Annotated in this window: 21 protein-coding genes; 16 read left to right on the top strand and 5 right to left on the bottom strand. The window is 71.6% G+C overall.

The features are described from left to right. Positions 1-58: 58 nt before the first annotated feature. The 7 genes from HWD93_RS00330 to HWD93_RS00300 all read left to right on the top strand — a co-directional run bounded on the left by HWD93_RS00330 (position 59) and on the right by HWD93_RS00300 (position 6,687). Positions 59-352 carry a hypothetical protein gene (locus HWD93_RS00330; RefSeq protein ID WP_070416800.1) on the top strand — a complete coding sequence of 98 codons (294 nt, stop codon included), beginning with the start codon at positions 59-61 and terminating at the stop codon, positions 350-352. Further along, positions 349-2,220 carry an alpha/beta hydrolase gene (locus HWD93_RS00325; RefSeq protein WP_261645686.1) on the top strand — a complete coding sequence of 624 codons (1,872 nt, stop codon included), beginning with the start codon at positions 349-351 and terminating at the stop codon, positions 2,218-2,220. Before HWD93_RS00330 ends, HWD93_RS00325 begins: the two co-directional genes overlap by 4 nt. 104 nt (positions 2,221-2,324) lie before the next feature. Continuing rightward, positions 2,325-2,738: a hypothetical protein gene (locus tag HWD93_RS00320; RefSeq protein WP_261645685.1), complete on the top strand. Its 414-nt coding sequence runs from the start codon at positions 2,325-2,327 to the stop codon at positions 2,736-2,738. A gap of 102 nt (positions 2,739-2,840) precedes the next feature. Beyond that, entirely contained in the window at positions 2,841-3,320 is a 480-nt protein-coding gene (locus HWD93_RS00315; protein ID WP_261645684.1) for a hypothetical protein, read from the top strand. A 125-nt stretch (positions 3,321-3,445) separates the two neighbouring features. Beyond that, positions 3,446-4,879, top strand: coding sequence for a bifunctional UDP-N-acetylglucosamine diphosphorylase/glucosamine-1-phosphate N-acetyltransferase GlmU (gene glmU / locus HWD93_RS00310; protein ID WP_261645683.1), 1,434 nt, complete (start codon positions 3,446-3,448; stop codon positions 4,877-4,879). 54 nt (positions 4,880-4,933) lie between these two features. After that, on the top strand, positions 4,934-5,911 hold the full coding sequence (locus HWD93_RS00305; RefSeq protein ID WP_022907051.1) for a ribose-phosphate diphosphokinase: 978 nt from the start codon (positions 4,934-4,936) through the stop codon (positions 5,909-5,911). Further along, a complete protein-coding gene (locus HWD93_RS00300) occupies positions 5,908-6,687 on the top strand; it encodes a putative protein N(5)-glutamine methyltransferase (RefSeq protein ID WP_261645682.1) in 780 nt (259 codons plus the stop codon). The genes HWD93_RS00305 and HWD93_RS00300 overlap by 4 nt, the downstream gene beginning before the upstream one ends. A 118-nt stretch (positions 6,688-6,805) precedes the next feature. Here the strand turns inward: HWD93_RS00300 and HWD93_RS00295 are convergent, their stop codons facing one another. Beyond that, on the bottom strand, positions 6,806-8,389 hold the full coding sequence (locus HWD93_RS00295) for a molybdopterin-dependent oxidoreductase (protein WP_261645681.1): 1,584 nt from the start codon (positions 8,387-8,389) through the stop codon (positions 6,806-6,808). A gap of 179 nt (positions 8,390-8,568) precedes the next feature. On the opposite strand from HWD93_RS00295, the gene HWD93_RS00290 reads away from it, so the two are divergent. After that, the gene (locus HWD93_RS00290) at positions 8,569-9,258 is read left to right on the top strand and encodes a hypothetical protein (RefSeq protein ID WP_261645680.1); all 690 of its coding nucleotides are present in this window, start codon (positions 8,569-8,571) and stop codon (positions 9,256-9,258) included. 71 nt (positions 9,259-9,329) lie between these two features. On the opposite strand, the gene gndA is transcribed toward HWD93_RS00290, so the two are convergent. Next, a complete protein-coding gene (gene gndA, locus HWD93_RS00285; RefSeq protein WP_083414028.1) occupies positions 9,330-10,787 on the bottom strand; it encodes an NADP-dependent phosphogluconate dehydrogenase in 1,458 nt (485 codons plus the stop codon). Between the two features lie 111 nt (positions 10,788-10,898). Between gndA and HWD93_RS00280 the strand changes: the two genes are divergently transcribed. After that, on the top strand, positions 10,899-11,438 hold the full coding sequence (locus tag HWD93_RS00280) for a gluconokinase (RefSeq protein ID WP_261645679.1): 540 nt from the start codon (positions 10,899-10,901) through the stop codon (positions 11,436-11,438). Here HWD93_RS00280 and HWD93_RS00275 read toward each other — a convergent pair. Continuing rightward, positions 11,425-11,664, bottom strand: a complete 240-nt coding sequence (locus HWD93_RS00275) for a hypothetical protein (RefSeq protein WP_070416791.1) — start codon at positions 11,662-11,664, stop codon at positions 11,425-11,427. The two genes, HWD93_RS00280 and HWD93_RS00275, sit on opposite strands and share 14 nt — an antisense overlap. Positions 11,665-11,878: 214 nt before the next feature. Here HWD93_RS00275 and HWD93_RS00270 point away from each other — a divergent pair, with 214 nt between their 5' ends. The 4 genes from HWD93_RS00270 to HWD93_RS00255 all read left to right on the top strand — a co-directional run bounded on the left by HWD93_RS00270 (position 11,879) and on the right by HWD93_RS00255 (position 15,435). Further along, on the top strand, positions 11,879-13,174 hold the full coding sequence (locus HWD93_RS00270) for a histidine kinase (RefSeq protein WP_261645678.1): 1,296 nt from the start codon (positions 11,879-11,881) through the stop codon (positions 13,172-13,174). After that, complete coding sequence (locus tag HWD93_RS00265; protein WP_261645677.1) at positions 13,171-13,863, top strand: response regulator transcription factor; 693 nt, start codon at positions 13,171-13,173, stop codon at positions 13,861-13,863. The genes HWD93_RS00270 and HWD93_RS00265 overlap by 4 nt, the downstream gene beginning before the upstream one ends. 169 nt (positions 13,864-14,032) lie before the next feature. Further along, entirely contained in the window at positions 14,033-14,854 is an 822-nt protein-coding gene (locus HWD93_RS00260) for a sugar phosphate isomerase/epimerase (protein WP_261645676.1), read from the top strand. Further along, positions 14,851-15,435 (top strand): GNAT family N-acetyltransferase, encoded by a 585-nt coding sequence (locus HWD93_RS00255; RefSeq protein WP_261645675.1) that lies wholly within the window; start codon positions 14,851-14,853, stop codon positions 15,433-15,435. The genes HWD93_RS00260 and HWD93_RS00255 overlap by 4 nt, the downstream gene beginning before the upstream one ends. Here HWD93_RS00255 and uxaC read toward each other — a convergent pair. Both uxaC and HWD93_RS00245 read right to left on the bottom strand, forming a co-directional pair. Beyond that, positions 15,425-16,864 (bottom strand): glucuronate isomerase, encoded by a 1,440-nt coding sequence (uxaC, locus tag HWD93_RS00250; RefSeq protein ID WP_261645674.1) that lies wholly within the window; start codon positions 16,862-16,864, stop codon positions 15,425-15,427. The genes HWD93_RS00255 and uxaC overlap by 11 nt on opposite strands. An 11-nt stretch (positions 16,865-16,875) precedes the next feature. Next, the gene (locus HWD93_RS00245; RefSeq protein WP_261645673.1) at positions 16,876-17,913 is read right to left on the bottom strand and encodes a LacI family DNA-binding transcriptional regulator; all 1,038 of its coding nucleotides are present in this window, start codon (positions 17,911-17,913) and stop codon (positions 16,876-16,878) included. Between the two features lie 187 nt (positions 17,914-18,100). On the opposite strand from HWD93_RS00245, the gene HWD93_RS00240 reads away from it, so the two are divergent. From HWD93_RS00240 to HWD93_RS00230, 3 genes are read left to right on the top strand one after another with little or no spacing between them, the layout of a single operon-like run. Next, positions 18,101-19,459, top strand: a complete 1,359-nt coding sequence (locus HWD93_RS00240; RefSeq protein ID WP_229086828.1) for an extracellular solute-binding protein — start codon at positions 18,101-18,103, stop codon at positions 19,457-19,459. Further along, positions 19,459-20,490 carry a carbohydrate ABC transporter permease gene (locus HWD93_RS00235; RefSeq protein ID WP_092384320.1) on the top strand — a complete coding sequence of 344 codons (1,032 nt, stop codon included), beginning with the start codon at positions 19,459-19,461 and terminating at the stop codon, positions 20,488-20,490. The genes HWD93_RS00240 and HWD93_RS00235 overlap by 1 nt, the downstream gene beginning before the upstream one ends. After that, the gene (locus HWD93_RS00230) at positions 20,487-21,440 is read left to right on the top strand and encodes a carbohydrate ABC transporter permease (RefSeq protein WP_071303147.1); all 954 of its coding nucleotides are present in this window, start codon (positions 20,487-20,489) and stop codon (positions 21,438-21,440) included. Before HWD93_RS00235 ends, HWD93_RS00230 begins: the two co-directional genes overlap by 4 nt. Positions 21,441-21,510 lie beyond the last annotated feature (70 nt).

The raw sequence follows: 21,510 nt of genomic DNA, 5'->3' as shown, positions 1-21,510 counted from the left end.
GTCGGAGACCGTGGTGCTATCGTCTCCGACGTCCACGGGGGAACGACGGGGGGAACACATGGGGGCCGCAGAACTGCGGATCGAGTCGGAGACGCTCGCGGCGGTCGCGACCGCGCTGACCGACGCCCGGACCGCACTCGGTGCGGACACCGCCCGGTTCACGGGCCTCGACACCGGTTGCCTCGGCGTGACCGAGGTGGTCAGCCGCACCGCCGGCCTGTCGCTCGCCCACCAGGGCATGATCGACGCCGTCGACGCGGCCCTCGAGCAAGCCGCGACCTTCCCGCACGACCTCGGTGCGCAGGTCGACGCGCAGGAAGCCGCCCTCGCGAAGCAGGCGGACGGCAAGTGAGCGGCGAGGAGCCGGACGTCGGCGACCCCGCCGGCATCACCGCCCTGGGGAAGCACTGGCACGACCGGGCCGACGCCGTGCAGGACGCCCTGGCGAAGATCGCCTCGGCGTCCGACGTCACCGCATCGCCGACGTGGAAGGGCGACGCGCAGACCCGCTTCGCGGCGCTGCTCGACGAGATGCGGCCGAGCGCGTCCGGCCTCGTGGCGCTCTTCGACGCCGCCGGGGACGCCTTCGACCAGTACGCGAAGGACGTCCAGCGCATCAAGGACGACGCGGACGCGATCCGCCTGCAGCGCGGGACCGTCGCGGCCGAGCTCGCCGGACAGCAGCTCACGCTGCCGACCCTCCGCTCCGCCGCGAAGGCCGACGATGCGACCGAGGCGGACGCCACGAGCCTCGCGAACGCGGAGCGGGCGATCGCCGACGCCGGCGACCGGTCCGCGGCGCTCGACGCCCAGTGGGAGCAGCTCGTGCAGGACCGCACGACGGCCGACCAGGCGCTGCTCCGGGTGATCACCGGCCCCGAGACGCTCGGACGCCTCGGCAGCATCGAGGGACGTGGTGTCGGCGCGTCCGACGAGGACCTCGCGTCGATGCTCGCGGGCCTGTCGCCGACCGAGCTCGGCGCGCTCCTGATGCTCGATCGCAACCTCGCCGACCGCATCGCCGACATGTCGCCCGATGAGGTCGCCGCGCTCTGGAAGACCCTGGGCGGTGGGAAGGACACGACCGGCGCCGAGCACACCCCCGCCCAGGACGCGCTCATCGCATCGCTGCCCGCGGTCGTCGGCAACCTCGCGGGGCTGCCTGCCTGGGCGCGGGACCGGGCGAACCGGATGACGCTCGTGTCGGCCGTGGCCCAGGCCGAGCAGGACCTCGCGGACGCGAAGGACCGGCGCGTGGGGCTCGGGTGGCCGGCGTCGCAGGCGGCGGACCAGTCGATCGAGGCGGCGCAGGCGAACCTCGACGCGTACCGGAACATCGAGAAGACCCTGGCGTCGACGGCGAAGCCCGGTCGCGCGTTGCTCACCCTCGCCACCGACCACCAGCCGCCGCTCGCTGCGGTGGCGGTCGGTGACGTGGACACCGCGGAGAACGTGACGTACATGGTGCCCGGGATGGGCACGACGACCAAGGACACGACCGGGTGGACCACCGCGGCCCAGAACCTCTGGACGGCGCAGGAGGGCAAGAACGCGACCGGCGCCGAGCACGCGGTCGTCGCGTGGATGAACTACGAGGCGCCGCCGGTACCGAGCGGCCTCACCACGATGGGCGTCCTGCACGGCGACGCGGCCCGGGCCGGGGCGGACCGGCTCAGTGCCGACCTCCTCGGCTTCGGGGCGGCGCGTCCCGATTCGCCGACACTCAACGTGGTCGGGCACTCCTACGGGACCACGGTGGCATCGGACGCGCTCCACGATCACGGTGTGCACGTCGATTCCTTCGTCAGCGTCGCCTCGGCAGGCATCGAGCAGGACGTCGGAGGTGCGTCTGGTATCGCGGCCGACCACGTCTACGCCGGCCAGGGGAGCCCCGGTATCCCGTTCACGGACGACCCGCGAGACCAGTGGGCCTGGGTCGGCCGAGCAGGCAGCGGTCGCCAGGACCCGATGGACGCCTCGTTCGGCGCGACGACCTTCGGGACGAACGGTGGGGACCCCGGCGAGGGTGCCGGCGTGACCACACACGACCCGATCGGCTACGGCGGCAGCCAGGGGTACTTCAACCTCGGGACCGAGTCGCTCGACAACGTCGCGCAGGCTACGTTCGTGGGAGGCAAGGACCTCACTCCCGCGGACGACGCCGGGGTGAGCGCCCTGCAGCAGGACTACTTCGACAACCTGATGGGACCGACACTGTGATCGGACGCCCGCGAGGCACGGCAGCCGGGCCCGCACTCGCCCTGACCCTCGCCCTGACACTGGCGCTCGCCGCGTGTTCGGGTCCGCCGACAGGAGGCACCTCCGTGGAGACCACACCGAGCACACCGACCGTCCAGCACCAGCGTGATCTCGCCGCCGCCTACGTCGACGCGACCATGCGGACGTCGGGCGTCACGTGGGACGACTCGCAGGCGAACGAGTACGCCCAGGAGTGCCTCCTCGGTGACGGCACGTCCGGAGCGCTCTACAACCTCGCCCGCATCGGCGCGGGAGTTCCCGACCCCGAGGCTGCGGTGCGGACCGTCGGCCGGTCGTGGGCTGCGGACGGGTTGACCGTCAAGTACTCGGAGTCGTCGCTCAACGACGGCAGCCGGCAGTTCGTCGTCAAGGGGGCGGGTGGTGCCGTCGAGCGCATCCAGTTCGGGGCGGCGACCGTTCGAAGCTCGCTCGCCGCGGTCTCCCGCTGCGGGACGGGTGACGCAGCGGACCTCGGCTGAGGTGCGGGCGTCCGTGCGCGCCCCTGCGGTCGTCGTGGCATCGGAGCTCGGGTGAGCGTGTGGGGGCGGCGTTCGACGCCGATCTCCTCCAGGCGACCGACGGTGATCGGGACGGTGCTGCTCGCCGCGATCCTGCTCGCGGGCTGCGCGGCGGGCACCCCGACCAAGGAGGACACCGTGCAGGCTGCACCGACCGCAGAGCACCAGCGCCGACAGGCGGCAGACTCCGTCGAGGAGACGATGCGCCGTTCGGGGGTCGACTGGGACGCGGACCAGTCCGACGAGTACGCGCAGGACTGCGTGCTCGCGGACGGCTCGGCGGGCGCGCTCTACAACATCGTCCGGACCGGTGCGGGCGTCGACGACCCGGAGGCCGTGACGAAGGCGGTGGGCACGGCCTGGGTGGCGGACGGACTGAAGGTGGAGTACTCGACGGACGAGATGACGTCGGGTGCGAAGCGGTACCTGGTGAACGGCGGCGGCGGCGCCGTCGAGCGCATCCAGTTCGGCGCGGCGACCACGCGCAGTTCGCTCGCCGCGGTCTCACACTGCGGCACGGGTGACGCGGCGGACCTCGGCTGACGCCTCCGTCGGGCGGTGCCAGGAGGCGCGGTGTGGGCCCGCCTGCAGGCTGCGATTCCGCGCACGGTTGCGCCCCTGGCGCGGTTCCGCCGGACTCCGCAGCGAGCGTGCGCCAGGATGGAGCCATGACCGACCAGCGCATCGCCGTCGTCGTCCTCGCCGCCGGGCAGGGCACGCGCATGAAGTCGTCCACCCCGAAGGTCCTGCACCGCCTCGCCGGGCTGCCGCTCATCGCGCACGTGCTCCGGACGGCGTCGTCCCTCGAGCCCGAGCACGTCGCCGTCGTCGTGCGGCACGAACGGGAGCTCGTCGCGGCCGAGGTCACCGAGCGTGCCCCCGACGCCATCGTGGTCGACCAGGACGACGTCCCCGGCACCGGCCGTGCGGTCGAGGTCGCGGTGCAGGCGCTTCCGGCGGACTTCGACGGCGCCGTCGTCGTGCTGTCCGGCGACGTGCCGCTGCTCGACGCGGCGTCGCTCCGAGCACTCGTGGACGCTCACGTCGGCGGCGGCAACGGCGCCACCTTCGTGAGCGCGATCGCACCGGACCCGACGGGCCTCGGCCGCATCGTCCGCGACGCCGACGGGGCGTTCGTCGGGGTCGTCGAGCACAAGGACGCGACCGCCGAGCAGCTCACGATCACCGAGGCCAACGCGGGCATCTACGCCTTCGACGTCACGCACCTCCGTGCGGTCCTGCCGTCGCTCACCACGGCGAACGCGCAGGGCGAGAAGTACATCACCGACGCGCCGGCGCTCATCGGGGCGCGGGGCGCGCGGATCGACGTCGTCACGCTGACCGACCCGTGGCTGGTCGCCGGCATCAACGACCGGGCGCAGCTGTCCGACGCCGCGCGGGTGCTGAACGCGCGCATCGTCCGTCGGCACCAGCTCGCCGGCGTCACGGTGCAGGACCCGGCGACGACGTGGATCGACCTCGACGTCTCGATCGAACCCGACGCCGAGGTCCTCCCGGGCACCCAGCTCATCGGCGCCACCGCGATCGCCTCGGGCGCGGTCGTCGGGCCGGATACCACCCTGCGGGACACCGAGGTCGGCGTCGGCGCCGTGGTGAACCGCGTCGACGCGACCCTCGCGGTGATCGGTGACGGCGCCTCCGTCGGACCGTTCGCCTACCTGCGACCGGGCACGATCCTCGGCGACGGGGGCAAGATCGGCACCTTCGTCGAGACGAAGAACGCGACGATCGGCCGGGGCAGCAAGGTGCCGCACCTGTCGTACATCGGCGACGCCGAGGTGGGCGAGGACTCGAACATCGGCGCGAACACGATCACGGCGAACTACGACGGGGTGCACAAGCACCGGACCGAGGTCGGCTCGAACGTCCGTACAGGGTCGCACAACGTGTTCGTCGCCCCGGTTAGGATTGGTGACGGAGCGTACACCGGCGCGGGTACGACCGTCCGCAAGGACGTCCCTGCCGGGTCGCTGGCGATCAGCTACGCCCCACAGCGCAACACCGACGGATGGGTCGAGGAACACCGACCCGGTTCGCCGGCTGCCGAGGCCGCTCGGCGCGCGAACGGCGAACAGATCTGACGGCTCTCGGGCCGATCAACACGGCCCCGCGGGGTCAGGGAGTGAGCACCGCACTTGTCCGGAATCAAAACGACCGGCCAGAAACGACTCGTCCTCGTCTCAGGGCGAGCACACCCGGCGCTCTCGGCCGAGATCGCCGAGGAACTCGGCGTGGACCTCGTCCCGACCGATGCACGGACCTTCGCGAACGGGGAGCTCTACGCCCGCTTCGACGAGTCGGTCCGCGGCTGTGACGCGTTCGTCATCCAGTCCCACACCGCGCCGATCAACGAGTGGCTCATGGAGCAGCTCATCATGGTCGACGCCCTGAAGCGCGCGTCGGCGAAGCGCATCACCGTCGTCGCGCCGTTCTACCCGTACGCGCGGCAGGACAAGAAGGGCCGTGGTCGCGAGCCGATCTCGGCGCGACTCGTCGCCGACCTCTTCAAGGCCGCTGGTGCGCACCGCATCATGAGCGTCGACCTGCACGCCGCACAGATCCAGGGCTTCTTCGACGGCCCGGTCGACCACCTGTTCGCCATGCCGGTCCTGCTCGAGCGCTTCCAGCAGACCCTCGACCCGTCGACGCTGACGGTCGTCTCGCCGGACATGGGCCGCGTGCGCGTCGCCGACATCTGGTCGGAGAAGCTCGGCGCGCCGCTCGCGATCATCCACAAGCGCCGCGACCCGCTCGTGCCGAACCAGGTGTCCGTGCACGAGATCGTCGGTGACGTCTCGGGTCGCGTGTGCCTGCTCGTCGACGACCTGATCGACACCGGTCGCACCATCGCCAAGGCGGCAGAGGCGCTCAAGGCCGCCGGTGCCACCGGCGTGGTCGTCGCGGCGACGCATGCGGTGTTCTCCGACCCCGCGACGGAGCTGCTCCAGAGCGAGTTCATCGACCGGGTCGTCGTCACCGACACCCTGCCGCTGCCGGAGGACAAGCGCTGGGACCGCCTCGAGGTCCTGCCGATCGCACCGCTCATCGCCCGCGCCATCCACGAGGTCTTCGACGACGGGTCGGTCACCTCGATGTTCGACGGCGCCGCTTGACCGCACCCGTGCGCGACGCGCTCGCGGCCCGGCTCCGGGCCGCGGGCAGCGTCTTCGCCGAGGACGAGGCGGACCTCCTGCTCGAGGCCGGCGACGGTGACGCGGCTCGCCTGCGGGCGCTCGTGCAGCGGCGGCTCGGCGGCGAACCGCTCGAGTACGTGCTCGGCTGGGCGGCGTTCGACGGGCACCGCCTCCGCGTGACGCCGGGCGTCTTCGTGCCCCGGGCCCGCACCACCGTCGTCGTGGAGCAGGCCGCACGCCGGTTGCACCGCTACGACCGTGTCGTGGACCTCTGCTGCGGTGCCGGGGCGATCTCGGTCGCGCTCCTCGGTCGTGTCGGTGCCCTCGACCTCGTCGCGGCGGACATCGACCCGGCGGCGGTCGACGTCGCTGCGGAGAACATCGGCGACCGCGGGATCGTCGTCGCCGGGGACCTCTTCGCGCCCCTGCCCGACCGGTTCCGCGGGCTCGTCGACGTCATCGCCGTGAACGCGCCCTACGTGCCGACGGGGTCCATCCCGATGATGCCGTCGGAGGCCCGTGACCACGAGCACCGGGTGGCCCTCGACGGCGGGGCGGACGGGCTCGACCTGCACCGGCGGATCGCGTCGGGTGCGGGGGAGTGGCTCCGACCCGGGGGTGCGGTCGTCATCGAGGTGTCGGCTGCGCAGGCACCGACGTCGGCGGCCGTCTTCGAGGCTGCGGGCCTCGCGGTGGCCGTCGAGTCCGACGACGAGGTCGACGGGACCTGTGTCGTGGCGACGCGTCCCGCCTGAGACGATCCGCGTCGTCGAGGTGATCCGCGTCGTCGAGGTGACCCGCGTCGTCGAGGTGACCCGCGTCGTCGAGGCGCGCCGCGCCTCCTGTCCGTGACGGCGGACGGTCCGCACCGTCTCAGGCCGCGCGGACCTCGACCGTGTGCCATCCCGACGCGCCGTTCGGAGCCGGGGGCCGCTCGACGCTCGTCTGCACTTCACCGTCGGCGCTCACTGCGCGGACCTGGATGCGGTGCGACCCCTTCGTCGGCGTCCACCGGTAGACCCACTGCCGCCACGTGTCGGCCGAGACGGAGTCCGCGAGGGTCGCCTCTTCCCACGCGCCGTCCCCGACCCGGACCTGCACACCCTTCACCCCGGTGTGCGGCTGCCACGCGACCCCGGCGATCGCCACCGTCGAACCGGCGTCGACCGTCGCGCCCGCGCGCGGGGTGTCGATGCGCGACTCCAGCTTGACCGGACCGCGTTCCGACCAGCCGCGCGGCGTCCAGTAGCCCTGGGCGTCGGCAAACCGCGTGACCTCGAGCTCGGTGACCCACTTCGTCGCGGACACGTAGCCGAAGAGCCCGGGGACCACCATGCGCACCGGGAACCCGTGCTCCGGCGGCAGCGGCTCGCCGTTCATCCCCACGGCGAGCAGTGCGGCCGTGCCGTCGTCCTGCAGGACGTCGAGGGGCGTGCCCGCCGTGAACCCGTCGATGCTGCGCGACAGCACCATGTCGGCACTCGCGTGGGGCACGGCGCGCTCGAGCAGCTTCCGGATCGGGTAGCCGAGCCAGAGCGCGGTGCCGATGAGGTCCCCGCCCACCTCGTTCGAGACGCAGCTCAGCGTCGCGTGGTGTTCCTCGAGTGGGAGGGCGAGCAGGTCGTCCCACGTGAGCTCGACCTCGTGGTCGACGGCTCCGTGGATGCGGAGCTTCCAGTCGGCGGTGTCGACCGACGGCACCCGCAGCGCGGTGTCGATCCGGTAGAAGTCGCTGTTCGGGGTGACGTAGGGCGTGATGCCCTCGACGTCGAGCGACGCCCCGGCCGGGACCGCGGGTGCGGTGGTCGCCGGCGCCGGCAGCCGGACGGCCCGGCGTGCGGCAGCGGTCGCCTGCGCGGCGGCGGTGCCCAGACGGGAGGCGCCGCCCACCACGACCGCGACGGCCGCCGCCGTCACACCCCAAACCAGGAAGGCGCGACGTTCCGCAGAGGCGGGTCTGGGCGCGGCGGAGGGCACGGCGGCTGCCGACTCCCACCGGCGGAGCCTGGCGGTGAGCAGCCGGAGCACGATGACGGCCGCGGCGACCCCGAGCACGGACGGAGCCCCGTCCAGCGTGCCGCTGCCGGAACGGGTGGTGACGGCCAGGAGCGAGAGGACACCGCCCACGGCGAAGACCAGGGCCCCGAACGGCGGGCGGGCGCGTTCGAGGACGCCCGCCCCGGCGCTGACCACGGCGACGATGACCGCCATGAGCACGAACAGCGCGACCTTGTCGCCGGTGCCGAACAGCGTGACCATGAGGTCCTTCGCGCCCGGGGGTGCGAGGTCGATGACCGCCGAACCGACCGCGACGAGGGGGCTGCCGGCACCACCGAGGACGAGGGCACCGAGTTCCGCGGCGGCGAAGAACGCGAGCGCGGCGACGATGCCCGTCGCGGCCGCGAGCAGGCGGGGGCGCGAGACCGCCACGGGGGCGGGCGCGAGGTCAGTGGTCACGGGCCGAGCGTAGGTCGACCGTGCCGCGTGTGTGCTGACAGTCGTGCATGCGGTGGACAGAGTCGGCGGTGTCCGCGCCCGTGGACGGCCCGTACCCCGCACGAGCGGGTCCGCTGGTTCGTCGGGCGTTCACCGGTGCCGGCCAGCCGGTCGCGGGTGGAGCATGCGAGGATCGAGGGGTGCTGAGGCGTCCCGACCGTGTCCCGCGCTTCGGTCGCGCCCGGCGACGGGACCGCCACCCGATGTCGCAGGCACGACGCCTCCTGGTGCTGCGCTGGATCATCGTCGGCGTGTGGGCGGCCCTGCTCACGGCACGCATCATCGTGGTGTCCACCACACCCGACGCGGACCTGACCTTCTTCGGCATCGCCGAGGTCGCCGTGATCGGTGTCGGCCTCCTCGTGATCGCCGGTGCCGTGCTGCGGGGCTGGTCGCTCCGACGGCGGCACGAGGACGAAGCCCTGGCCCTCGCGATCCGCCGGATCGACCCGACGGTGTGGCTCGTCCCGGCGGCACCGACCCCGGAGCTCCGGGCATCGGTGGAGTCCGTCCGGCCGGACGTCGCGCTCGGGCACCGGGTGACGTGGGCCTTCGGTGCGACCGAGGCCTCGCTGTGGGAACTCGAGGAACGTCGTGCGACCCGGCTGCTCGTGATCCGGTGGAGCCGGATGGTGCACGTCGGCCTCGAGGACGTGCACGGCGACGGCCGGTCATGGGCGATCGCCATGCACTACGTCCGGCCCGACGACACGACAGCGGTGGCGACGTTCTTCGTCCGTGCGGCGCCGGGCTCGCGGCGGATGCTGGGCCGGGGCCCACGGCTGGAGCGGCTCGTGGCCGACCTCGCGCGCGAACGCATCGTCGCGTAGCGCGCGGCGCGGAACACCGGAGGGCCCCGCCGATCGGCGAGGCCCTCTCGTGGTGCGGTCGTCGCCGCTGCCTAGTGGGTCGACGGTTCCTGTTCGACCTCACGCCGGTCGTCGTCCGACCAGAGCGTGTGGAAGGTGCCGTCCTTGTCGATGCGCTGGTAGGTGTGCGCGCCGAAGAAGTCCCGCTGCCCCTGGATGAGCGCGGCGGGCAGGCGGTCGGAGGCGAGCGAGTCGAAGTACGACAGCGCGGACGAGAACCCCGGCGCCGGGATCCCCGACGCCGCCGCGATGCCGACGATGCGACGCCACGCAGCCTCGCCCTCCTGCACGGCGTTCGCGAAGTACGGGTCCACCAACAGCGACTCGAGCGAGGGGTTCTTGTCGTACGCCTCGACGATGCGGTTGAGGAACTGCGCGCGGATGATGCAGCCGCCGCGCCAGATCTTCGCGATGTTGCCGAGGTTGATGTCCCAGCCGTACTCCTTCGCCCCGGCGATGATGAGGTCGAAGCCCTGCGCGTACGCGACGACCTTCGACGCGTAGAGCGCCGCGCGGACGTCGTCCTCGAACCCGTCCGGGACCTCGGCGATGGCGGGACGGTCGGGGAAGGCCTTCTGCACCGCAGCGCGCTGGACCGGCTTGGACGACACCGCGCGGGCGAACACCGCTTCGCCGATGCCGGAGACGGGGATGCCGAGACCGACCGCGTTCTGCACGGTCCACACGCCGGTGCCCTTCGACCCGGCCTCGTCGCGGATGACGTCGACGAGGGCCTTGCCCGTGTCGGCGTCCTGCTGCTTGAGGACCTCGACGGTGATCTCGATCAGGTAGGACTCGAGGTCGCCGCCGTTCCACTCGTCGAACACCTTCACCAGGTCCTCGACGGACAGTCCGCCGACGCGGCGGAGCAGGTCGTACGACTCGGCGATGAGCTGCATGTCGGCGTACTCGATGCCGTTGTGGACCATCTTCACGAAGTGGCCGGCACCGTCGGTGCCGATGTGGGTCACGCACGGCTCGCCCTCGGCGACGGCGGCGATCGACTTGAGGATCGGGCCGAGGGTCTCCCAGGCCTCCTTCGAACCGCCGGGCATGATCGACGGGCCCTTCAGGGCGCCCTCTTCACCGCCGGAGATGCCGGTGCCGACGAAGTTGAGACCCTTGTCGCGTAGGTCGTGCTCGCGGCGGATGGTGTCGTGGAAGTTGGCGTTGCCGCCGTCGACGATGATGTCGCCTTCCTCGAACCGTTCCGCGAGCTGCTCGATGACCGCGTCGGTGCCCTTGCCCGCCTGCACCATGATGATGGCCGTGCGCGGCTTGGACAGCGAGGCCACGAAGTCGTCGATCGACTCGGACGCGATGAACCCGGCGTCCGCGTGCTCGTTCAGCAGTTCCTCGGTGCGGGCGTACGTGCGGTTGTAGACCGCGACGGTGTTGCCCTCCCGCGAGGCGAGGTTCCGAGCGAGGTTCGAACCCATCACCGCCAGACCGACCACGCCGATGTTCGCCTGTCCGTTGTTCTCTGCCACGAGGTCTCCTTCGTCCTGACGTTCGGCACCAACCTACGGTCCGCAGCCTGGGACCGCCCGGGTGTTACGGCAACTGGGGACGACTGTTCACCGGCCCAATACGGTGGAGGAATGACCGAGCGCGCTGTCCTCCCGCCCCTGCTCGTGATGGGGGTCTCCGGTTCCGGCAAGTCGACGATCGGGCAGGCCCTCGCCGACGCCCTCGCCGCCGAGGGGCAGCCCACGGTCTTCGTGGACGCGGACGACCTGCACCCCGCCGCGAACAAGGAGAAGATGCGGCAGGGGATCCCGCTCACGGATGAGGACCGCTGGCCCTGGCTGGACGCCTGCGCCGCGCGGATCGCCGAGGTCGAGGACTCCGGCCACCGCTGCGTGATGGCGAACTCGGCGCTCAAGCGTGTCTACCGCAACCGTCTCCGCGCCTCGGCGCCGACCCTCGTGATCGCCTTCCTCGACGGCTCGCACGACCTGATCGCCGACCGCCAGGCGCACCGTCACCACGAGTACATGCCGAGCTCCTTGCTCGACTCGCAGTTCGCGACGCTCGAGCGACCGCAACCGGACGAGGCCGCCGTCACCGTGTCGATCGAGGGCTCGGTCGACGAGACGGTGACGGCGATCCTCTCCGCGCTCTCGGTCACTTCCGGCTGAGCTCGGACAGCCGCGACCGGTACTCCTCGGCGTCGATGTCGCCGCGGGCGAACCGGTCGGCGAGCACCGAGCGGGCGTCCGACCGCGCCCGCCAGCTGCCGCGCCGGAGCACGCCGAACACGAGGAACACGACCAGGAACGCGACGAAGAAGAACGCGGGGAAGACGGGGAACGGGAACCCGCCGCCGTGCCAGTAGGGCGCGGTGGCGGCGATGGTGGTGAGCATGGTGACCTCCTGTGGTCGGTTCGGCGTCGCTGTCACGACCGTCCAAGACTCGGCCCAGGAGGCGCGGCGCGCGTCCGTCCCGCAGCCCCACTTCCGTCTGCTCCCGCAGTCGTAGTGCACGTCCTCCTCCACACCCGACTACTCCCGCGGGAGTAGTCCACAGGTCGTGCGCACGCCCGATGCCGCGGGCGGGAGCCGACCCTAGGCTCGAGCCATGGACACCACCCCGACCCTCGCCGACCGGGCGAGCGACGACACCCGCTGGGTCGGGCGCCGTCGCTTCGCCCGGGTCGGTCGGGTCCTGCCGGTGGCGTTCCTGCAGATCGTCGGGACGCTGCTCGCATCGCGCGTGCTGGTCGGACCCGGTGTCGGGACGGGCTCGGCCGGCCCACCCTGGGCACGGCACGCGTTCACCGGTGCGGTCGACCCGGTGCACCTCGGCCCGCTCGCGATCGGGTTCCTCGTGGCCGGCGTCGTGGTGCTCCCGTGGCGCTGGCGGTGGCCACGGTCGGTGCTGCTCCTGACCCTCGCGACCACGATCGGGTACGCCCTCGTCGTGAGTCCGCGCGGGCCGTTCGTCGCCGCGCTGACGATGGCGCTCGCCAACGCCTGGCTCCGCGGACACCGCTGGTGGGTCGTCGCCTCGGCGGCGCTCGCCGTCGTCGTGCTCCCGACCGCCGATGCCGTCCTCGGCCGCTCGTCCGTGCTCGACCTCAGCGCCGTGCTGCTCTGCATCGCCTGGGCCACCGTGACCATCGCCGTGTCCGAACTCGTCCGGGTTCGGCTCGAACGGGTCGCGGAACGCCGTCGTCAGCGCGCCGAGGCCGACCGGCGCCGTGCCGCCGACGAGCGGGTGCGGATCGCTCGCGAGCTCCACGACTCGGTCGCCCACAGCATGTCCCTCATCAACCTCCAGGCAGGGGTCGCCCTCCACCTCGGCGCCGACCTCCCGGACCAGACGCGGGACTCCCTCGCGAACATCCGCGACTCCAGCCGCGAGGCCCTCGTCGAACTCCGCACGATCCTCGGCGTGCTCCGCTCGGTCGACGGAGCGCCCGACCGCGAGGGGGCGGAGCGCGCCCCGACCGCCGGCCTCGACCGCGTCGCCGACCTGGTGGAACGAGCGCGTGCCGCGGGCGTCGACGTCACCCTGGCCGTCGACGGCGACCGATCGGCGGTGCACGGCATCACGGACCGGAACGCGTTCCGCATCGTGCAAGAGTCGGTGACGAACGTCATGAAGCACGCCCCCGGACACCGGGCCGACGTGACGATCTCGATCGGCCCGGACGTCGTGGACCTGGTCGTCGCCGACCGCCCGTCCCAGCCGCGGGTGGCCGACGTCGGCTCCACCGAGCCGCTCGCCCCGACCGGCAACGGGATCATCGGGATGCGCGAACGTGCGAACGCCGTCGACGGCACCCTGTCCGCCGGACCGACGACCGACGGCGGCTGGCGGGTGGCAGCGCGCCTCCCGGTGGTCGGCACCGACCCCGAGGACGCCCGATGACCACGGCCAGCATCGCCCCGGACCCGATCCGCGTGCTCCTCGTCGACGACCAGGTGCTCGTCCGCGCCGGGCTCCGCGCACTCGTCGACGCCGAACCCGGCATGACCGTCGTCGGCGAGGCGGGTGACGGTGACGCCGCGGTGGACGTCGCACGGCGGGAACGCCCCGACGTCGTCCTCATGGACATCCGGATGCCGGGCACCGACGGGCTCGCGGCGACGCAACGGATCTCGGCCGACCCCGAACTCGGGGGCGTGCACGTGGTCATCCTCACCACGTTCGAGGAAGACGACTACGTGTTCGAGGCGATCCGCGGTGGCGCTGCCGGATTCCTCGTGAAGGACACCGAACCGGCCGAACTCCTCCGGGCGATCCGGACCGTCGTCGCGGGGGAGTCCCTGCTCTCGCCCCGGGCGACCCGTTCCCTGGTCGAGGCGTACGCCACCCACGCGAAGCCGTCGTCCCTCGCGCCGGAGCTGGGCGTCCTGACCGACCGCGAGCGTCAGGTCATGCAGCTCGTCGCCGTCGGCATGACGAACGCCGAGATCGCCCAGCACCTCTTCGTCAGCCCGATGACCACGAAGACCCACGTCTCCCGGGCGATGATCAAGCTCGGTGCCCGCGATCGTGCCCAGCTCGTCGTCTTCGCCTACGAGACCGGCCTCGTGACCCCGGGCTGGCGCCCGTGACCGCCCGCTCCGCTGCCACCGTGACTTCGAAGACCGCGCAGCGAACCCCTCGAACACCTCGGACGCCCGCGCCGAGCCGATCCGGTCGACGTCGAACGGCACTGACCGGACCCGTGGCAACGGACGGCAACGACTGCCGGACCGCCGCACCCCGAGTTGCATGGACCCCATGTCGTTCACCGGATTCGGCGTCGTCGCCGGAGCAGCACTGACCGAGGCCGTCCGTCGCGCGGGCGCCGACCACGTGGAGCCGACGATCGCCGGCAACCTGGCGATCCGGCCGAACGGCGACGGCGGCGGCCACGACCACGGCGGTGGCTGGGTGCTCGACGACGGCTACGCAGGCGACCGCTTCCCGTCCTTCGCGATCCTCGTCCCCGGTGACCTCCCGCTGCTGACCGCCGACCCCGACGCGGTCCGGGACTACTTCGAGGCCGTCCTCCCGATCGTCCACTCCGTCGCCGAGCCGGGCGCGAAGATCGTGTTCGGCTCGGGGACCGCCCGCACGGCACCCGACGGCATGCCCGAGACCGAGGCCCACCGTCGCTTCGCCGAGGTGCTCCGCACGGCCCGGGACACCGCCGCGGCGAACGACCTCCGCATCGTGCTCGAGCCGCTGAGCCGCTCGGAGACGAACGTCCTGCACTCCGTCGCCGAGGCCGTCCGGTTCTTGGACGACACGGCGGTCGACGGGGTGGACGTCGTCGCCGACCTGTTCCACATCCGGAACGAGGGGGAGTCGCTCGACGTCCTCCGGGAGCACGGCGCCCGCATCGGCCACGTGCACGTCAGCGACCGCGACCGTCGCCCGCTCGGTGCCGACGGCGGCGACGACGTCTGGCGTGACTTCCTCGCGGCCGTGCACGACGGCGGCTACCGCGGCTCGGTCTCGCTGGAGTGCAACTGGTCCCCGGACACCGCGACCGCCGAACAGGAGATCGGTCGATCGCTCGAACTCCTCCGACGAACCGGTGCCATGCTCGTGGCATGACGATCGAGGTGCGTCCCGCGACGTCCTTCGACGACGTCCGCACCATGGTCGGTCCGAAGCGTCCGGACGCGAACGTGTGCTGGTGCCTGAGCTACCGGATCCCGGCGAAGGAGAACCAGGCCCTCAGCGGCACGGCCCGTGGAGATCGCGTCCGGGTGCTCCTCGACGAGGACCTGCCGCCCGGGGTCCTGGCGTACGACGGCGACGAGGTCGTCGGGTGGGCAGCGGTGCACCCCCGTCCGGACACCACGTTCGCGCGGAACCGGAAGATCCCGCACCTCGACGACCCGGGCGACCGGAGCGTGTGGAGCGTCTGGTGCATCCGGGTGCGGCCGGGCCACCGGGGCGAGGGCATCTCGCACGCGCTCCTGGCGGGCGCGGTCGACTTCGCCCGCGAGCACGGCGCCCGCACGGTGGAGGGCTACCCCGTCGACAACCGCGGCGAGCGGGTCGACCTGACGATGGCGTACGCCGGGACCCGCGCACTGTTCGAGCACGCCGGCTTCGAGCACGCGGCGGACACGACGTCCGTCCTGAACGGCTTCCCCCGCGTGCTCGTGCGCAAGCGCCTCAGAGCTTGAACGTCGCCCTCGGGATGTCCGACACGATCCGACGCGCCGTCCGTACCGCGTCCTCCTCGGACAGCTCGTGCGTGACCACGAGCGACGCCAGGTAGGCCGCGTCCGCTCGGCGAGCCATGTCGTGCCGCGCCGGGATCGAGCAGTACGCCCGGGTGTCGTCGATGAACCCCGAGGTCTTCGTGAACGACGCCGAGTCGGTGATGGCCGCCCGGTACCGGCCGATCGCCGCGGGCGTGTCGATGAACCACCAGGGAGCGCCGGCGTACACGGCGGGGTAGAAGCCGGCGAGCGGGCCGATCTCGCGCGAGAACACGGTCTCGTCGACGGTGAAGAGCACGAGGTGGAACCCCGGCGCGGTCCCGAACGACTCGAGCAGCGGCCGCAGCGGTTCGGTGAAGGACCCGACCGCGGGCAGGTCGTGCCCGGTGTCCGGCCCGAAGCGCTCGAGCGTGGGGGCGTGGTGGTTCCGCAGCACACCGGGGTGGAGCTGCATGACGAGACCGTCCTCGACGCTCATCTCGGCCCACCGGTAGAGCATGTCGTGCCGGTACGCGACGGCCTCCGACGCGGTCACAGCGGACGGACCCTGCATCGCGGCCGTGTGGATCCGCGAGCGCTCCGAGGCCGACAGCGGCGTGGACCCGGCGTCGAGGACCCCGGTGTCCGTGGCGGTGGCACCGTGCTGGATGAAGTACTGGCGACGTGCGCGCAGAGCCGCCAACAGCCCGTCGTGGGTTCCCGTGTCGATGCCGGCGGCCTCACCGATCGACGCGACCACGTGCCTCCAGTCCGACCCCGACGGGTCGAACACGGCGTCCGCGCGGAACGTGGGGACCACCCGGCCGGTGAAGGTGGGGTCGGCGGCGAGCCGCGCGTGCGCGGCGAGGTCGGCGGTGGGCGCGTCCGTGGTCGCGAGGACCTCGATGCCGAAGGCGTCGAACAGGGCGCGCGGACGGAACGCGGACGTGGTGAGGAGCTCGGCGATGTGGTCGTACTGGGCGTCCGCGTTCGCGGCCGACGGCTGTTCCGTCAGTCCGAAGACGTCGTGCAGCTCCGTCTCGAACCAGTAGCGGACGGGGGTGCCGAGGAAGTCGTCCCAGTGCTCGGCCAGGTTCCGCCAGATGGATCGTCCTGGAGGCACGGTGCCGGTTCCCGACAGGTCGACGCGACCCAGCGCCTCCAGTCCGACACCGTTCGCGTGCAGGAGCCGCAGGACGTAGTGGTCCGGCGTGATGAGCAGCGACGCGGGGTCCTCGAAGGGCTGGTCGTCCGCGATGAGGGCGGCGTCGACGTGCCCGTGGGGGGAGATGATCGGCGCGTCCTTGACGGCGTCGTAGACCGTGCGGGCGACCGCTCGCGCTCCCGGGTCGGCTGCGAAGAGCCGGTCCGGGTGCGGGGCGAGCGGTGTGGCGGTGGTGGTCTGGGTCATCGTCGACTCCTTCATGACGCGTGGGGGACGGGTGCGGGACCGGTGGACTCGCGGACGGTGAGGTGGGTCGGCAGCGCGACCGCGCCGCTCATGTGCTCGCCGGGCAGTTCGTCGGCGGGGATCGCGCCGAGCCGTCCGAGGAGCATCCGGATCGCGACCCGGCCGGCGCGCTCGATCGGCGACGTCATCGTGGTGAGCGGTGGGTTGCAGAAGTCCGCGCCGAAGATGTCGTCGCAGCCGACGATGCTCATGTCCTCGGGGACGCGGACGCCCCGCTCCCGGAGTCTGGCGAGCATGCCGATCGCGATGAGGTCGTTGAACGCGATGCAGGCGGTGGCACCGGCGTGCACGGCGGCGTCGGCGGCCGCTGCTCCGGAATCGACGAACGGCGCGTGCGGCCCGGCGCGGCCGACCCGCACGCCGAGGCGCTTGGCGACGCGGACGAGGGCCTTCCACCGGCGTTCGTTCGACCACGAGCTGTCCGGGCCGGCGACGTAGAGGATGTCCCGGTGGCCGAGGGACACCAGGTGCTGCACGGCCTGCTCGACCCCGCCGGGGGTGTCGATCAGCACGGAGGGGACCCCGGCGGGCCGGCGGTTCACCACGACGAGCGGGGTGCGTTCGGCGAACCGGGCGATCTGCGCGTCGGACAGTCGCGACGCGGTGAGCACGGCCCCGTCGGCCTTCCCGGCGATCGCGCTGAGGGCGGCCATCTCGGCGTCGGCGGACTCCTCGGTGTCGACGAGGAGCTGCGTCCACCCGGCACCGGCGAGCTGGTGCTGCGTCCCGCGGATGACGTCGAAGTAGAAGGGGTTCGTGATGTCGGACACGAGCACGGCGACCGCGCGGGTCCGGCCGGACGTGAGCGCCCGGGCCTGCGAGTTCGGGACGTAGCCGAGTTCCCGGGCCGCCTGCTGGATGCGCTGCTGCGTCGCCTGGTTCACACGGTCGGGCAGGGAGAGCGCCCGGGACACCGTGGACGGCGCCACACCGGTGGCGTCGGCGATGTCGCGGATGGTCACCCGCCGGGCGGTGTCGGTGTCGGTCACGGTTCCTCCGTCGTCCGGCCTGCGCGTCGGTGCGCCGGTGCGGTCTGCCGGTGCCTCGGTGCGCCGGTGCAGCGAACGTAAACCGGTCTGGCAACAAGTGGCAACCGATTGCCGCATGTTGCCAACCGCGGGACAGTGGATCGACCGGGCAGTGCCGCCCGGAGGAGGTCTCGAGGAGGAAACCCCCGTGAACACGCGAAGACTTCATGCCCGCACCGTGATCGGTGCCGCGGCCGTGGTCGCCCTCGCCGCGCTGTCCCTCCAGGGATGCGCCGTGGTGAACGGCAGCGGCGACGACCCGAACACCCTCCGCGTCATGATGGGCGCGGACACCACCTACCCCAAGGAACGCAAGCAGTGGCAGCAGGACGTCGCCGCTGAGTTCAAGCGCACCACCGGTGCGAACGTCCAGTGGGAGACGTACTCGTCCGCCCAGGAGGAGCTCACCGCCATCCAGACCAGCGTCATCTCCGGGCAGGGTCCGGACGTGTACGCGATCGGCAGCACGTTCACGCCGACCGCGTACGCCACCGGCGCCTTCGTCGAGATGGGCTCGAAGGAGTGGAAGGCCGTCGGGGGCAAGGACCAGTTCGACCCCGCGTCCTTCGGGATCTCCGGACCGAGCACCTCGAAGCAGATCGGTATCCCGTTCGCCAGCCGACCGTTCGTGATGGCGGTGAACAAGGACCTGCTCGCCGACGCGGGGATCACGGAGATGCCCACGACCTGGGACCAGCTGACCGAGGACGCCAAGGCCACCACCACGGGCGGCCGGCACGGCCTGGCGATCGCCTACGCCGACGGCTTCGACCCGTGGAAGTTCGTCTGGGGCATGGCGCAGAACGCCGGCAACACGATCGTCTCGAAGGACGGCAAGGCGGAGATCGACTCCAAGGCCGTCGAGAACGCCTACCGCACCTACTTCGACTGGGTCACCAAGGACGGCGTCGTCGACAAGGCCGCGATCGGGTGGAACAACGCCCAGGCCCTCGCGCAGTTCACCGAGGGCAAGGCGGCGTTCTTCCCGATGACGACCACCACCGCGATCAACTCGTTCAAGAACACCCCCGTCGACGGCAAGTACGAGTTCGCTCTCCTGCCGACGGTGCCCCCGGGAGCGACGTCGCGTCCGTCCGGCGGCATCGAGGCGGCGAGCATCCTCTCCGGCGACAACTGGGTCGTGGCCGACTACGGCAAGAAGCAGGACCTGTCGTTCGACTTCATCAAGCAGCTCAGCACGCCCAAGGCGCAGCTCGAGTACTACAAGCTCTTCGGCAACCTGCCGACGAACTCCGACGCCGCGGCCGAACTCGCGGCGGCGAACCCCCAGCTCAAGCCGATCATCGACGCCGGCAAGCTCTCGAAGCCGACCGCCTTCACCGGTGCCTGGTCGGACATCCAACTCTCCCTCGTGGACGTCGTCGTGCAGTCCATCCCGTCGCTCAAGAGCGGTGAGGTCACCGACGACCAGCTCCGGAAGCGTCTGCAGGACGCCCAGAAGGACGCCCAGTCCACGCTCGACCGGCAGAAGAACGGAGGCCTGTGATGACGCAGGTCCAGACCCCCGCGCCGCGCGCGACCGAGCCGCGGGACCGCGAGGTCCGTCCGCACGGCACGACCCCGCTCTACAAGCGGGAGCGTCCCCTCTGGATGCTCCTCCCAGGCGGCGTCCTCATGCTCGCCGTCATCGTGGTGCCGCTCCTCGTGGGCTTCTACATCGCGATGCTCGACCTCGACCAGTACACGCTCCGCCAGTGGTTCAGCGCCCCGTTCGTCGGGTTCGCGAACTTCGCCGAGGCGTTCACGGACTCGCCCCTGCTCCACTCGATCTGGATCTCGGTGTCCATCTCGGTGCTCGTCACCGCGGTCACCGTCCCGATCGGCGTCGCCGCGGCGATCTCGACGCAGAACCGGTTCCCCGGTCGCGGACTCGTCCGGTCGATCTACCTCATCCCGTACGTGCTCCCCGCCTTCGTCGTCGGCACGTTCTTCCGGACGATGCTCCAGCCGCAGGGCGTCGTGAACTCGATCCTGCACACCGACGTGCTCTGGTTGAACGGCTCCGCGTCGTACTGGGCGCTCGCCGGCGTGATGATCTGGACGAGCTGGCCCTTCGTCTACCTGCTCTCCCTCGCCGGACTGCAGGCGGTCGACAACGAGGTGCACGAGGCCGCCGCACTCGACGGGGTGACCTGGTGGGCGAAGCTCCGCTACATCATCTTCCCGTACCTGCGCGGACCCCTGAGCCTCGCGGTGATCATCGCGATCCTGCACAACATCAACAACTTCACCCTCCCGTTCGTGCTGTTCGGCATCCCACTGCCGTCGAGCGTCGAGGTCATGCCCGTCCTCACCTACATCGCGAGCTTCCAGTCGTTCCGCTTCGGCCTGTCCGCGGCGATGGCGATCTGCTCCCTCGTGATCGTCGCGATCCCGCTGTTCGTCTACCTGCGGGCCGTGAAGCTCGACACCGGTGACGACGCGGGCCCCAACCGCAAGCAGCGTCGTGCCGACCGGCGCACCCTCGCGGCAGCGACCCCGGCCGCTGCCGCCGACATCGACGGAGCCCGAGCATGAGCGCCTTCACCACCTCCACGCGGACCCGCCCCACGGCGACGCTGACCGAGAGCATCACCGCCGGCGACCGCGGCCGTCGGCACAAGCGCCCGTACGACACCGACGTCACCCGGCTCCTGCCGCGCTGGCTGCTCATCCTCGTGATCGCGGTGATCATCGCGTTCATCGCCGTCCCCGTGCTCTACATCCTGTTCGGGTCGGTCAACTCCGACGTCGCGGTGGCCCGGGGCGAGTACTTCCCCTCGGAGTTCACGCTCGCGAACTACGTGGACATCTGGTCGACGGTCGCACTCGGCGAGGGGCTCGTGAACTCGATGCTCACCGCCGGTGCCGTCGCCGTCGCCAGTGCGGCGCTCGCCGTCTCCACCGCGTACGTGCTGGTCCGGTTCCGCTTCCTCGGACGCCTGACGTTCCTCCGCGGCCTGCTCGCGCTGCAGTCGATCCCCGGCACGCTCCTGCTCCTGCCCGTGTTCGTGGTGTTCTCGAACATCGCGAGCGCCACCGGCGTGCAGATCATCGGCACCCGCTGGGGACTGTTCGTCACGTACCTGACGTTCGCCCTGCCGTTCTCGACGTGGGTGATGGTCACGTACCTGCGCGGCCTGCCGAAGGAACTCGAGGAGGCCGCCCGCATCGACGGCGCGTCCAGCACCAAGATCCTCACGAAGATCGTCCTGCCGCTCTCGTGGCCCGGCATCGTCGTGTCGGCGATCTTCGCCTTCCTGCTCGGCTGGAACGACGTCCTGTTCTCGACGATCATGACCACCCCCAACACCCGCACGGTGGCGGTCGTCCTGCAGGTCCTCGGCACCACGCAGGAGGGCGGCGCCGTCCCGATCTACGGCCAGATGATGGCCGCCTCGATCGTCTGTGCGGTCCCGGTCGTGGCGCTCTACCTGATCTTCCAGCGCTACCTGGTCGGCGGTCTCACCGCCGGCTCCGTCAAGTAGCGCTGTGCAGTCTGCCGACTTGTCCACAGACTGCCTGGAGGCGCGGTGCCAGCCCGCCCCGCGCCTCCAG

Origin of the sequence: Curtobacterium sp. C2H10 (assembly GCF_025407985.1) — a bacterium.
Taxonomy (GTDB): domain Bacteria; phylum Actinomycetota; class Actinomycetes; order Actinomycetales; family Microbacteriaceae; genus Curtobacterium.
The sequence above is the reverse complement of the archived record's forward strand: the minus strand, read 5'-3'. Positions and strand labels throughout refer to the sequence as shown.

Coding starts and splice junctions, on each gene's coding strand:
- uxaC (WP_261645674.1), bottom strand. CDS start 16,864: ATGACCCAGACCACCACCGCCACACCGCTCGCCCCGCACCCGGACCGG.
- glmU (WP_261645683.1), top strand. CDS start 3,446: ATGACCGACCAGCGCATCGCCGTCGTCGTCCTCGCCGCCGGGCAGGGC.
- HWD93_RS00255 (WP_261645675.1), top strand. CDS start 14,851: ATGACGATCGAGGTGCGTCCCGCGACGTCCTTCGACGACGTCCGCACC.
- HWD93_RS00275 (WP_070416791.1), bottom strand. CDS start 11,664: ATGCTCACCACCATCGCCGCCACCGCGCCCTACTGGCACGGCGGCGGG.
- HWD93_RS00230 (WP_071303147.1), top strand. CDS start 20,487: ATGAGCGCCTTCACCACCTCCACGCGGACCCGCCCCACGGCGACGCTG.
- HWD93_RS00260 (WP_261645676.1), top strand. CDS start 14,033: ATGTCGTTCACCGGATTCGGCGTCGTCGCCGGAGCAGCACTGACCGAG.
- HWD93_RS00265 (WP_261645677.1), top strand. CDS start 13,171: ATGACCACGGCCAGCATCGCCCCGGACCCGATCCGCGTGCTCCTCGTC.
- HWD93_RS00270 (WP_261645678.1), top strand. CDS start 11,879: ATGGACACCACCCCGACCCTCGCCGACCGGGCGAGCGACGACACCCGC.
- HWD93_RS00330 (WP_070416800.1), top strand. CDS start 59: ATGGGGGCCGCAGAACTGCGGATCGAGTCGGAGACGCTCGCGGCGGTC.
- HWD93_RS00280 (WP_261645679.1), top strand. CDS start 10,899: ATGACCGAGCGCGCTGTCCTCCCGCCCCTGCTCGTGATGGGGGTCTCC.
- HWD93_RS00235 (WP_092384320.1), top strand. CDS start 19,459: ATGACGCAGGTCCAGACCCCCGCGCCGCGCGCGACCGAGCCGCGGGAC.